At 55.7% G+C, this 12,736-nt stretch carries 8 protein-coding genes and 5 pseudogenes; 6 read left to right on the top strand and 7 right to left on the bottom strand.

Annotation, left to right across the window (positions count from 1 at the left end):
* Positions 1 to 182: 182 nt before the first annotated feature.
* The 3 genes and pseudogenes from RGR602_RS23020 to RGR602_RS39870 form a co-directional block, all read right to left on the bottom strand.
* On the bottom strand, positions 183 to 875 hold the full coding sequence (locus tag RGR602_RS23020) for a capsular polysaccharide export protein, LipB/KpsS family (RefSeq protein ID WP_040114370.1): 693 nt from the start codon (positions 873 to 875) through the stop codon (positions 183 to 185).
* A 52-nt stretch (positions 876 to 927) separates the two neighbouring features.
* A complete protein-coding gene (locus tag RGR602_RS23015) occupies positions 928 to 1,863 on the bottom strand; it encodes a hypothetical protein (RefSeq protein WP_040114369.1) in 936 nt (311 codons plus the stop codon).
* 434 nt (positions 1,864 to 2,297) lie between these two features.
* A pseudogene (locus RGR602_RS39870) lies at positions 2,298 to 2,757 on the bottom strand (transposase); the annotation flags it as partial.
* A gap of 289 nt (positions 2,758 to 3,046) precedes the next feature.
* Here RGR602_RS39870 and RGR602_RS23005 point away from each other — a divergent pair.
* On the top strand, positions 3,047 to 3,337 hold the full coding sequence (locus RGR602_RS23005; protein ID WP_040114367.1) for a type II toxin-antitoxin system RelE/ParE family toxin: 291 nt from the start codon (positions 3,047 to 3,049) through the stop codon (positions 3,335 to 3,337).
* A 1-nt stretch (position 3,338) separates the two neighbouring features.
* Positions 3,339 to 3,647, top strand: a complete 309-nt coding sequence (locus RGR602_RS23000; RefSeq protein ID WP_040114366.1) for an addiction module antidote protein — start codon at positions 3,339 to 3,341, stop codon at positions 3,645 to 3,647.
* Positions 3,648 to 3,842: 195 nt separating this feature from the next.
* On the opposite strand, the pseudogene RGR602_RS36295 reads toward RGR602_RS23000, so the two are convergent.
* Together RGR602_RS36295 and RGR602_RS22990 are read right to left on the bottom strand one after the other, a co-directional pair.
* Positions 3,843 to 4,611: pseudogene (locus RGR602_RS36295) on the bottom strand (IS30 family transposase); the annotation flags it as partial.
* Between the two features lie 244 nt (positions 4,612 to 4,855).
* Entirely contained in the window at positions 4,856 to 5,347 is a 492-nt protein-coding gene (locus RGR602_RS22990; RefSeq protein ID WP_082046656.1) for an alanine racemase, read from the bottom strand.
* A gap of 341 nt (positions 5,348 to 5,688) precedes the next feature.
* Here RGR602_RS22990 and RGR602_RS22980 point away from each other — a divergent pair, with 341 nt between their 5' ends.
* The 3 genes from RGR602_RS22980 (at position 5,689) to RGR602_RS35025 (ending at position 11,146) form a co-directional block, all read left to right on the top strand.
* Positions 5,689 to 7,197 carry an ATP-binding protein gene (locus tag RGR602_RS22980; RefSeq protein WP_052451715.1) on the top strand — a complete coding sequence of 503 codons (1,509 nt, stop codon included), beginning with the start codon at positions 5,689 to 5,691 and terminating at the stop codon, positions 7,195 to 7,197.
* A 1,580-nt stretch (positions 7,198 to 8,777) separates the two neighbouring features.
* Positions 8,778 to 9,287: a type II TA system antitoxin MqsA family protein gene (locus RGR602_RS22970; protein ID WP_082046655.1), complete on the top strand. Its 510-nt coding sequence runs from the start codon at positions 8,778 to 8,780 to the stop codon at positions 9,285 to 9,287.
* Positions 9,287 to 11,146, top strand: coding sequence for a KGGVGR-motif variant AAA ATPase (locus RGR602_RS35025; protein WP_052451714.1), 1,860 nt, complete (start codon positions 9,287 to 9,289; stop codon positions 11,144 to 11,146). Before RGR602_RS22970 ends, RGR602_RS35025 begins: the two co-directional genes overlap by 1 nt.
* Before the next feature lie 78 nt (positions 11,147 to 11,224).
* Here RGR602_RS35025 and RGR602_RS22960 read toward each other — a convergent pair.
* Positions 11,225 to 11,623: pseudogene (locus RGR602_RS22960) on the bottom strand (IS30 family transposase); the annotation flags it as partial.
* On the opposite strand from RGR602_RS22960, the pseudogene RGR602_RS38715 reads away from it, so the two are divergent.
* Positions 11,622 to 12,012 (top strand): annotated as a pseudogene (locus tag RGR602_RS38715) (thermonuclease family protein); the annotation flags it as partial. The pseudogenes RGR602_RS22960 and RGR602_RS38715 sit on opposite strands and share 2 nt — an antisense overlap.
* Here the strand turns inward: RGR602_RS38715 and RGR602_RS22955 are convergent.
* Positions 12,005 to 12,736, bottom strand: a pseudogene (locus RGR602_RS22955) (IS110 family transposase); the annotation flags it as partial. The pseudogenes RGR602_RS38715 and RGR602_RS22955 sit on opposite strands and share 8 nt — an antisense overlap.

Raw genomic sequence — 12,736 nt, 5'->3', positions numbered from 1 at the left:
AACCCATTTGTAACCGGGGCTCTTTAGCCTCCGGAAGTACATGGCTGGATCTCGGTTGTATTTCTCGACGTCCTTTGCGTTTCCGAGAAGACGAATAAATGGCCTCACGATCGGAACGTTCTGGCGCTGCAGCGGCGAAAGACGCGCCGGCAACTGCGCCGGCATCTTGGATTGTTGAAGGATTATTGGACCGGCATCCGCCTTTTGACGGGCGCGCTCCAGTGCGTCCTTGCCGCCAAAGGAAGAGGGCTGTCAAGCGAGGCTGCGGCGGGCGGAGATCCGAAAAACACGTGCTCGTCCGTTAGCATTCTGATGTTCTGATACTTGATCCGTGCGGCAGCCAAGAAACGTCGGTCGCCGAGGTCTCGTTCGACATAATCGGTCTGGCCAAACGAGTAAAACTTCGTCGTGAGGTAGTGAACGAACCTGTAGACTGTCTCTTGGTCGTATGGCAGGCCAGCTTTGATCTTTGCTGCAGCCTCATCAATGGATTGAGCGGTGGATGCCAGTCCGTCGGACGCGTAGAACGCCTCACCGCATGCGACAACGGGTTTCCCGAAAGCGAGCGAGAGGAGGCCAACCCCAGAGTTCAGCAGCATGACTGAATGAGACAGATCAATTAGGTCGTGCACGTGGGCGTCATCGGGCGCGAACACCACGCCCGGAATCTTCGGGCGGTTCAGCTCCGCAGGGTGTTTCTTTACGACAACCGCCCATTGGGAAGGGTCGAGTTTTGCGGCCACCTCTGCCACCCATTTATAAAAATTCTCATATGGCCCGACTTCAGCCCCAAAGTATCTCGTCACCGTGTCGGTTGGGCGCTGCAGCGGCACGAACAGGACCCTTCGGTCCCGATGCCAAACGCATGCCGCCAATGCTCGGCAGACTTGGGGGCGCCGTTCTTCTCCAGGGTCTCGGCATTCGTTTTCAGCGACCGGATGTAGGAAATGACCTCTTCCCGCTCATCACTTGGCAGCGGAGAATCCCAGTTCTGAGGTAGCTGGAACTGTCGGCATTAAACCCGTTTGGATCGAAGAACCAAGAATGAGGCAGCGCGCCTCTGTCATGGACCCAATAGTGTATGTTGGCGCTACGCACTGCGTTGTAGAGGCTGAGCCTGTGTTCGTTTCCGTACGGATTTAGGAAGAAGACGTGGTTAAATTCCTCTGCCTCGATCGCATCCAGCAACGCATGTTCATCCGCGAAAACCGTCTCGTCGATGACTGAATATTGGCCGAGAAGGGGGAGGGCTTGTCGCAGCGTTTCCAGCGCCGTGGACGCGGGTCGGCATAGGACCAGGGTTTTTCGGAAGACAGCACGATCCGGAAGGGCATTCAACTGCTTTCCGGATTTGTCAAAATCCTTCATCATCTCGCCAAGGAGGGTGAAGTTCCGTTCCGTCTGCTTATAGCTAACGTTGCTGGCGGCTTGGTTGACGCTATTCACTGCGCGGCGAGGATGCCAGAGGTGAACCATGTAGATGCCACGGAATGCCACCTCATACGAGTAGAGCGAGAGATAGGCACGAAACCCGATGTAGTCGTGCATCTGGGAAAGACGGGGCTCGTCCCGCCGATTGATAGGTAGTGCAGCCGGTTCACGACGATGGTGGACCCTGAATGGGCCATAAACCAGATGAATTGCTTTTTCGCCGCGAATGATGTGGTAGTGGAAAAGGGAATCTGCGTCGTACGGTTCATTTGCCGCATGTATTCGGTGGTATTCTTCCACGCCCTCGACCGTTAGGAAGGCTATCGGGATAGCGAAAAAATCGTACGCGTTGACGTCGATCCTCCTGGCGCGAGCTTCTTTATGTATCTTCTCGTACATGTTCGGGCTGGCAAGGTCAAAGGCAATCAACATCGTTGAACATGATCACCGGAGATGTAGCATTTTGGGCGCCGACGTTTCGAGCAATACCAGCGCTGAACGGCTCGGCTTCTGAGTCAATGCGCACGTGTTTCGCGTGCTCGAATTGGTCTGTGAGGAACGACAATTCGGCGGCCCGCCTAGTGGGCTGCCGTAGTCAACGACGACGACCTCAAAGCGGTCGGATGGGGCGTTCCGGACGAGCTGTTCCAGCCTTGGCAGCCCTTCAAATAGCGTTTCATTCAAGCGCACTGGCACGATGATTGAAATTTTCATGTCCGCAAACCCGTTCCGTAAAATATGACAACCCGGCCGAGTCTCGAAAGTGCGTTGACTGCCCTACCTCGCATGATGCAGGAATTCCCCAACCGTTCGGGGAGTATTCTTATTGCATTTGCTTCATCCGTTCGCTGCGGCATGACGAGGTGTTAAGCGGAAAAACTGCATTTAGTCCTGCTTAGACGCAGGAAAACGAGCATGGTGGCGCCCGAAGGCATCGACGCAGCTTGACGCGGTTTTTTTTGGAGAATCTCCGCTAAGTGCATCATGCCGGTTATGCAGGGTAGGGGATCACATTCTCGCAAATGAGCTATGAACACTTCGGCCGGCGTTTTGTAGCCCGAGCACCTTCCTGGCAGCGAATTCGGCTGATGGGCGAGGTCGACAAGCTGTCGCTGGGTGATAGTGGAGGTCCGTATCGCCAGGCAGGAAGCGACGGATACGCTGGTTAGTGTCCTCGACCGCACCTTTTTGCCAGGGTGAGTTTGGGTCGCAGAACCAGCTCTTAAGCACCGATGCCATCTTCCAGAGGCCTGAACCCGGCGCACTCGGTCCCGCGGCCGAAGGTAAGCTTCGGCGGGCAAAAGACGGCAGAGATGATATGCATTGATGATCTGTCCATGATCGGGCAGGCGGAGACCTTCGTATCGCAGTCCTGACCGGCCATCTTGAGGGCCGTCATACGGTACTTCTCGACGGCTGCGTCCAGAAAGCTGGGCTGCCCCTGATTTGCGGCCCATTCGGCGACAATCCGATCTTCGCGGCTCTTCGGACGCTCAGGTCGTTGGAGGGATCGAGAGAATGAGAAAGCAAGTTGGCGCATCAGCCGGTGAGGTGAAGTCAGCATTAACTGTGTATTACAGTTGACAACCTATGCAATCTGCGTACTGTACTACACATGATTGAAGTCCGCCTGACAGTCACTTTTTCCCGATGGCTGGAAGATCTGAAAGACCGGCGCGCGCGTGACAGAGTTCTCGCCAGATTGCGTCGTTTCGAATTAGAAAACTTCGGAGATGTAAAGCCCGTGGGGAGCGGGGTAAGCGAGGCACGAATAGATTATGGGCCGGGTTATCGGCTGTATTTTGTGAGACAGGCTGATGTTATCGTGGTGATGCTGTGCGGTGGCGACAAAGCAAGACAGAAACGTGACATTGCGACGGCGAAGGCCATGGCGAAGGAGCTATAAGATGGCATTGGAAACAACGCGCTTCGATATTCAGAACTACATCAAAACCCACGAGGATCAGACTGGCTATCTCGACGCTGTTCTAGAGGATGGAGACCCTGCTCTTATTGCAGCGGCCATCGGCGATATTGCCCGCGCACGCGGCGCATCACAATTCGCGAAAGACAGCGGGCTCAGTCGTGAAACCATCTACAAGGTTTTTCGCCCAGGGGGAAATCCGACGCTCGATACGATCGCCAAAGCGGTGAAAGTGCTTGGCCTGCGGCTGTCGCTGGCACCGGCATCTAACTCCACCAAAGGCCCGATCTGACAAGTTGGATGTTTGGCGGCCGATGTGCGTCATCCTTGTGGACCGTTTCCAATCTCGTAGATCGCCCGCATATCCTGCATCGCGCAAACACCTTTGTAGGATGCGAATGGCGCAGCGTGCTGTCATGCGCCGTAAAGACTCCGACCGCTCATGGCTCGTCCCACATTGGGTCGTATGATGGTGTGACCTCCTCTTGGCGCCGAGCCCGTCTTCCAAAGCCCGAAAGCCGGCAAACTCGGTGCCTCGATCAAAGGTAAAACTGCGGCGTGCAGAGGACAGCAAGGGTGAGAAGGCCGTAATGATCTTGTCCATGATCGGACGCGAGTGCCGACTGCGGTTCTTGATCATTACGGTGTAGCGGCTCACGCGTTCAACAAGCGACGTCACATTGTAATGGCCGAGTTTGCGATCGAAGATCAGCAGATCGCCTTCCCAATGCCAGAGCTGCGACCGATCATCAATAAAATCAGATAGTTGAGAGATCCGGTGTTCAAACGGGATCAAGCCGTCACGGGGCTTGCGGGATCCGCGCGGCCGGCGTCTGCGTCGCCGTTCGGGCAGGTGTTCGTAGAGGCCGAGCGGATAGTCTTCCTTGCCATAGATGAAGCGATAGATCGTTTCGGGGCAAACGCGGATGACGCTGACACCGAGACAGACGGCCGGCGATCTGTTCCGGCGACCAATGCGCCTTCAACTGATCGATGACAAGCTGGCGCAGCGCTGGATGGCGTGTGAGCTTGCGCAGCCGTCGACGCCGCTCCTTGCTGATGTCGTCGGCAATGGTCCCGAAGTAACCGCTGTATTCGGGAAACTCGCGGTCGTGGAACGTGTTGCGCTTCAGTTCGCGGTAGATCGTCGAGCGGTGGCGCCCAAGCTGGCGAGCGATCTCACCAACCGGGCGTTCCTTCATCTGATAAAGACGCCGACGATCGGACAGGGTGAGCTGCAAATAGCAATGCGACATGCCAAAATCTCCAAAGTGAAGCCATTGAAATCATTGGCATGTCGCTGAAAAACCGGCCCTAGAACGGGCCAACTCGCCTGTAACTCATTGATCTGCCGTGCTGCGTTCCGATTCTGGAACAATGTTGGCCCATCGCTGAAGGCAAAATGAGCTACCAGTCATACACAAAAGAAAAGTCGGGCGGAGCCCAGCTGAAGGATTCGACTAAAGAATTCTGCGTCACATCGATGAAAGTTCGGCACGCCTATAAATAGAGGTCTTCCCGATCACGAGCGCCGGTCCGACCCCGATGGCATTCAAGCGGTTCCTTATTCTTGATATTCGCAACCTCCGTTCGCTGACCAGTCCCTCCATCGAGACGTACTTGCCGACGAAATCGCCACTGGGCGATCGAGTTGATGACCGGGACGATGTTCTCGGAGGCGCAGATGTCTTCGTTCCCCGGCTGCAGGCCGTTGAGGACGAAGATTTGTGCGTCCTGCGGCAGGGCCGGGCGGAGCTTCTTCGCCTCCACGAACTGGGCGATGAAGAAATGGCGGCAGCCGCCCGCATACACGGTCCTCGCCACCTGATCCGCTCCAAGCCCGTAGGCGTCTGCTTTGACTACCGCAGCCACGTGGCTAGGAGAAACCGTCCGGGACAGCTTCTCGTAGTTCCGCCCGAGCGCGGAGAGGTCGATCGTCAGGTAGCCCGACGCGCCTTCCACGCCAGCTTCGTCGACGTGCAGTTCTTCCAGCCGTACCGCTTCTCGACCCGGAACGTGCTGGCGACGAAGCCGAAGCGGAAGTAGGGGTACATCGCCTTGTCACCTTGCGCGACTATGCTTTCCGCGCCCGGTTCAAGCCCATCCTCCGTGGCCGGCCGATCAAAGCCCGCTATGCAGGTCTGACCCCCGTTCCGGGATTTCGCTTGAATGGCCCCTTCGACGGTGGCGTCGACGTGCGCGTCGTCGAAGACGAAGGTGCATATTTCCCGTGGGAAATCTCATTTAAGTTGCAGATAGCCGTTTACCTATCATGGTGACCGAATTTGCGATCTGCTAACACTATCTCAAATGGGGAGTTGGATTGCTTTGCAATGAGTGGCGACGCACATTTTTCGGTGAATACGCGGTTAACCCGGCTCTTGGGCGAGACTTACCGCTCCAGTGAGGCCGCACTTAAGGAACTGGTCGACAACGCCTGGGATGCTGACGCAAGAAACGTCTGGATCATATTGCCGTTGCCGATGACCAGCGAAGCGATCGTTGTCAGGGACGACGGCTCAGGCATGACTTCTCTCGAAATGCAGAACGAGTACTTGAACATCGCGAGTGACAAGCGCGCTCGCACTGGGGAGCGGACGCCTTCGATGAAGCGGAGGGTCAAGGGCCGCAAGGGCATTGGAAAGTTTGCGGGCCTGTCGCTTGCCAATCGGATGGATGTTACCGCCGTGGCGCGTGGACGCAGGTGCAGCCTGACCATTGACAAGATCGCTCTGACCGAAAACGAGAACGATCTCGAGTCCGTGCCGCTTCCTTTCATCGAAGAGGAAGCTGCCAGCGGTGAAATTGGGACAACGATCGTATTGTCGGATCTCGACAACCGCCTGAACTTTCCGACAGCCGATCGTTTCCGGGAAGTGCTGGTTCACGAGTACGGACGCGAAGAGAGTTTCAAAGTGTTCGTCAACGATGTTCAGTTGTCAGTCGAGGATGTCCCGGGTGTTTCCAAGCAGGTTGAAGAGGTGCTTGGCGAGAGCGGGGCTGTCCGACTGCATTTTACGATCGCAGACGGGAAAAAAGCTCCGGAATCCCCTGGTATTGTCCTAAAGGTCGCCGGAAAGGTGGTCGGAAGGCCCATGCTCTTCGGGTTGGACGATGACGAGGAAATTCCACTCAAGCTGTCGAAGCGCGTCTACGGCGAAGTCGAACTCGAGGGCAATGATCACTTCGTCACTGCGGATTGGGGCGGAGTGATCGAAAACAGCAAGGCATTTCAGGAAATCCAAGCCTACGTTCGGTCGATAGTGAAGCAGGAACTGCAGGAGACTCACGCCCGCGATATGAGCTTACAACTAGCTCGATTGAAGCGGCAGATCGATTTGCGGCTTCAGCAGCTTCCGGAGCACCGTCGGCGGTATGCGGAGGAGGCGTTGAGCCGCATACTCCGACGCTTCTACGGCGAAAGCGAGGATCGGATTTCGACGATCGCCGAAGTCGCATTGGATGCGATCGAGCACGATGCCTATTGGGCTGTGCTCGAGCGGATCAATACAACCAGCCGAGGTGACGTCGGCTCGTTCGCTGAAGCGCTCGAACAGTTTGGGCTTGTCGAACTTTCTGCAATGGCGGCCCAGGCGAAGAGAAGGTTGGAGTTTCTCGACTTCCTGGATGAACTCATCCAGAACGATGCGACGCTCGAACAAAACGTCCATAAAGCTCTCGAAACGAATCTTTGGGTGTTCGGCCGGCAGTTCGCCACCATGGCATCGAACGCAACGCTCAAGAGCATCATCGCCAGCTATGGCATACGAAATTCACAGGCGATCGTGCGTCGAAGCGCCCAGATCTCCTGCTGTAGCAGGATATTGGCGACAGCTACCTGATCATCGAATTCAAACGTCCCAACCATCCTATCACGCGCGATGATATTGCGCAGGCGGAGAAGTATCGGGATGACCTTTCGACTACGTTGACTTCAAAGAGTCCGCTCAGAATCATGATGGTGGGTCGGGGGAGATCGGATTCCATTGACGCACGTTACGTGCCCGACACGATCGCCATCAACTCGTACATCAGCCTTATCTCGGCAGCCCGGACAGAACTTAGCTGGTTGATGGCGTCGCTCTCGCGTTGATGCGGAGTTTGTGCAGCAGCCCTCGAATTGGCTTTCGACAGCATCTATGACCGTGTTAAGGTCGTACGGTGTTGCCTAGCAAATCGACCGATGCCCCGTCAGATGATGCCAATCGTTTCCGTCGCGTTGGCGAATCAATCTTTCTTGCAAAAGTTCAGGACGATGAACGGGGGCATCGCTGAGAACGGTTTTTTCCGTCGTTCCTTCGGAGGTCGATCCTACTTCATTTCCCGGGCGCAAATGAGACAGAGCGTCTGACGAATTGGGGGTATTACGTGTGCGACGCGATGCTCAATCGGTTCTATCTGTCGCCGCTTGCTCCATCGTTGGGGGGCCGCCTTTGATCGCTGGGACCGTGAAGCCGTCCTGGGCGGCAAGGGCCAGCAAGCGTCTGTTCGACTTCCTGTCTTTTTAAAGAGAAGTCGGTGGTGACGGCTAGTGTATCGCGTACGTTTAAGCTGATGGGGGTCACTCCTGGCAATATCAAAGAATACCGACTTATCTGCTGGACGAGCTACTTTCCGCCAATTCTCGAACTGACCTCATCGATCGGCCCGAAGCTATGGGATCGAGGCGGTCGACCTCGGCGAGGGGCCCATCTCGACCATTTCGCGATATCGTCCACATCGACGTCCGTGCCGAGCGTGACGTACTCGCACATCGTAGGTGATCCTGGACGAAATAGAGAGAATGTGATGTCAGATGCCATCAGACCTGCATTATCTGAGAGAACACCGCCTAGTCGAAACAGATCAACCCTGGCGGCCTACATACACACACATCACGTTAACGGCTATTGCTATTAAACACCGATTTGTCCATTCATTTCGGACGCCTGCTCCTCAGCCCGGAGTGCGCGAAACGGCCGGCGAATAGAGTTCGGTATTGACTTTGAAGGAATAGTATCATTTGATACTGACAGAAGGGGCTTTTGCCTTGGAGGGGGATTCGGATGTTGGACAGAACATACGTCGTATGCTTGCTGAGCGATGCGGGTCCAGAAGGACGAGAGTCGTCAATTTTTCGCCTGCACAACCTATCGACTGGCAAGCCGCGTCTCTCCGAGATCCTCGCGACCCTACGCAGTATTTCACTCAGGATTCAGCTTGGGAATTTATAGCGGAGTGTATACGCAGCGGCTGCGAGATTACAACGATCATCCTTGATAAACCGCCTGGAAAAAAGGGGTATGTCCTCAAGGTTGCAGGGCACCCTCCGGTGTCCCATATCTACATTAAGCTCCAACTAGATGAGTACAACGTGCGAGGCCGTAGTTTCCATGAAAGCTACATGTAACCGCCCCATCTGTTGTTTTTGGAAAGAGATCAAATGATACATCACTGCGACCTGTGTGGGTCTGACCAGGTCAGAGAGAAGCTCTTGGAAGAAAAGTTTCTCTATGGCTCAGGCGATGAACGGGTAACCCTGTCCGCAATGGTTCCCGTGTTTGAATGCGAAACGTGTGGCGACGCCTACACCGGTGAGGCGGCCGAGATTTCGCGTCATGCAGCCGTTTGCAATTACCTGGGACGCTTAACGCCTGCCGAGGTCAAGATGCTGCGGGAAGGGTATGGCCTGACGCAGGACAAGTTTGCCGATGTAAGTGGATTCGGCATCGCTTCCATCAAGCGATGGGAACTCGGCAATCAGATACAGAGCGAATCCGCAGATAATCTCCTGCGACTGTTGCGGATGCCGCGGAACTTCCTGCTTGTTCAGGAAATGAACAATGCGAAGCCCTTCGAACCTAAATTCAAGACGACAATATCGGAGCGTACGTTTCAGCAAGCGAAGGAGTTCCAACTGAGGCGTCCGGCCGAATCGAACAAAGCCGCCTAATGTTCACGATCACATTCTATTCGTATAAAGGTGGCGTTGGTCGCACCATGGGCCTCGTCAACGTCGCAGCCGAGCTCGCTCAACGCGGCCGGAAGGTGCTGATTGTCGATTTCGACCTGGAAGCTCCCGGTATCCCAAGCTTCAAACAGTTTTCGGCGAGCGACGGCCGGGTGGGAGTCGTGGACTACGTCACAAAGTACATTGACACGTCGGTTGCGCCCGATGTGTCGGACTTCATTGTGGAAACAAATCTCGAGACACCATCGGGGTCTGCGCCAGTATGGGTTATCCCGGCGGGAAAGCGCGATGAAAGCTACGGGCAGAAGCTTTCATCGATCGATTGGCAAGATCTTTACGAAAATCGGAGCGGTTACCTGCTCTTCGAGGACTTGAAGCAGCAGATCCAAGCCGACATTAGATGGTTCGATTATGTCTTGATCGACAGCAGGACCGGTCACACCGATGTCGGAGGTATATGCACGCGCCAGCTCGCGGACGCGATAACCTTCATGTTTTTTCCGAACAGTCAGAATATTTCCGGACTCAAAACTATCGTGAGTGAAATTCGATCCGATCGCCACGTTGGCTCGAAGCAGACAAAACTCCTGTTCTGCCCTTCGAATGTTCCGGATTTGGACGACGAAGACGGAATTCTCAAAGCGATGCTGGACGATGCCAGTCGAGAGCTGGGATACGAGAAGCCAAGCGCGACGATACGGCATTACAACAGCATGTCTCTCATCGATCAGAAGATATTCGTTATTGATCGGCCGAGGACGAAGTTGGCTGCGGAGTACCGCAGTTTGACGGAAGCGCTCGTTCAGTGGAATCTTGAAGATCGCGATGGAGCCGTTCTTGCGCTGCGGCGCATGACAAGGGAATTGCGTGCGCGATCACAAGGAGGATCAAGGGGCGCGGACGCTAGGCCTATACCGTTGAACGAGATTATCGGCCAACTTGAAAGTATCAGCTCGATCCACGGAAGCGACGGCGAGATCTGCTGGCTGATGGCTTCTCTTTATCATGAACTTGGCGACTTCGCTAACGAGATGGAAGCCCTCAGTGGCGCGATCAACGCGGGCGTCAACGTGCAAAAGGCGCACCTAAACCGCGCGTTCATTCTCCTCAGCCAGTCACGTCGCCAAGATGCTCAGGTCGACCTTCATGCGGTCATAGGCTCGCCGGTGACGGCACCGATCGAGTTGAGATCCGCGATCGAGGCTTTGAAAATAGTAGACCCGCATTGGATTGACGTCATAGAACGTTCTCCAATACTGGAAAAGCTTCTCCCAGAGGACGTGAGCATAATTTCGAACGCTCTTTTGACTGATGCAACGGCCGTCCCTGTTGCCCTGCGTATACTGGTGAAAGGGCATCGTGAAGCTGATGGCAATGAGGGAGTTAGAGCGGATCTTTGCTCCGATCTTGTTCTTGCCCTCATCTCGAGTGGGGAGTTTACGGAAGCCATGAAAACAATTGGCGACAGCAGGGCAAATGTCTTGAGGAGCGGGTCGATCCAAGACGTCTTCAACTATGCGATGGCTGAGTGGGGGCAAACCGGGTCCCCCTCGGATGAGCTATTCGACCATGTCTTGGGGTTAGGAATTGCGGACCCCGACCCGGAGGGAGCGAATTTCTACCAATGCCTGGCGTTGGCAAGCGCAATTACGAGAAGAGGCGAGGACGCGTTCGAGTATCTTGGCAAAGCGAAGGAGCTGGCCGTTCGCGGGCCGATTTTCAGTTGCTGGCGCTATCTCTACGGTGGCCGTCCCGAGATGCTCGTTGATTTAGACGCGATGGAAGAAGCATTCAAATCTGGAAATATTAAACCTCCAGTTTTCCAACGCAACGTCCATTGAGCGTATGAGATCAATTAGGCGAAAATTCAAAGGTTGCGCGTGTGAGTTCATGCCGAACTGCGACTTGCGCGTGTGATGCTAACCAACAAGCCGCATCTGCGCGAGCAGTTTCTTGCGGAATACTTCCGCAGGCGTTCGATAGCCGAGGCACTTTCGTGGTGTCGAGGTGAGCCGGTCGCAGATGTCCTTCAGGTCGCCATCGGTGATCGAAAGCCGATTTACCTCTCTCGAAAGCCATTTGCGAGCACGGCCATTGGTGTTCTCGACCGTGCCTTTCTGCCACGGCGACTGCGGGTCGCAGAACCATGTCTGCGTTCCTATGCCGGCCCGGAGATACGGCCATTCGCTGAATTCGGTGCCGCGGTCAAAGGTAATCGACCGGCCGGCGAGATGGGGAAGGGACTGCAGCGCCTGGATCAGCCCGTCCATGATCGGACGCGATTGGCGGTCGTTGTTGCGCAGGAAGACGGCAAACCGGCAGAGAGCTCCTTCGCCCGTACCATGTGGCCCGCTCGCAAAAGCTTGGCTCAAGAGGACGGTAGGTAATAAGCCTGTCGAATGCAGCGTCGTTGCCTATGGTCATGACGGAATCCCGCAGGCTCGTTGCACAGTGGATGGGCGCGATATTGCGGTCGAGATGCTTCGGGTCGGTTGGGCACGTGTCGCGTCCCCGCATTCCTACAACAGCCAATATCTGGCCTATCAGCAGCACGCGATGTCGGCCCTACGGCATGTGGGCTACTTACGTCCTGGACATGAACGAGTGGAGCCGAAAGGCGGTGGACAAGACGTTAGGCCGCCAGCCGATCGCTGACTTCAATCTCCTCGTAGAGCGCGAAAGGTCTCCGCGGTCTGCGCAGCGATGATCGCGTCGCGCTCGTCCTCGACTGTCCTGATCTGTTCGAGCAGAAGTTCCAGCCGATCCAGTTCCCGACCAATCTGCGCTCTCATATGCGTCGGCAAGGCACGCCCGTCGCCAGTCTGCAAGTCTTCCAACTGTTGCCGCCGATCCGTATTCATTGGCTCATAGTTGGTGATGCCTTGCGAGAACAGCAGCCCCTTTATGCGATTGACATGGGCGACCCGCTCGGCTGTTAGCGCCTTGCGCTCCCGGCCAATCCGTCGCCGGTCTTCCTCGTCAGGCGATGGTGCCCGTGCCATCGAGCACACGCGGGGCTCTCCTCTCTTATACGCCATCAGGACCCGAAGCAGCGCCTCGCCATCGATACGATCCGTCTTCACCCGCCGGTGGCGGCGTGATGTCGCGATCGACGCTGCATCCACAACATGACTTTCGATCCCCGCCTTCTCAAGCACGCGCTGGATCCAGAAGCCGTCGAGCCCGGCTTCCTGAATGGTGACGATAGGATAGTCATTCCTGGTTTTTGCCCGGCATCTCTCCCGCAACTTCGAAAGCAGACCAAACAATCCGGCGACGTCTCCTGCCCTCAAAGAGTGTTTCGACATCCTCTCACCGTTCCCCGGCGACAGCGACGTGATCAGCCAGGTCGAACGACTCAGCTCCAGTGAAACGAAGATTGCACCAAGGTTAGTGTGAATGGCGATCGCGGCTTTTTCGGTCTTAAACAT

This window comes from Rhizobium gallicum bv. gallicum R602sp, assembly GCF_000816845.1.
In the GTDB taxonomy this organism is placed as follows: Bacteria; Pseudomonadota; Alphaproteobacteria; order Rhizobiales; family Rhizobiaceae; genus Rhizobium; species Rhizobium gallicum.
The sequence above is the reverse complement of the archived record's forward strand: the minus strand, read 5'-3'. Positions and strand labels throughout refer to the sequence as shown.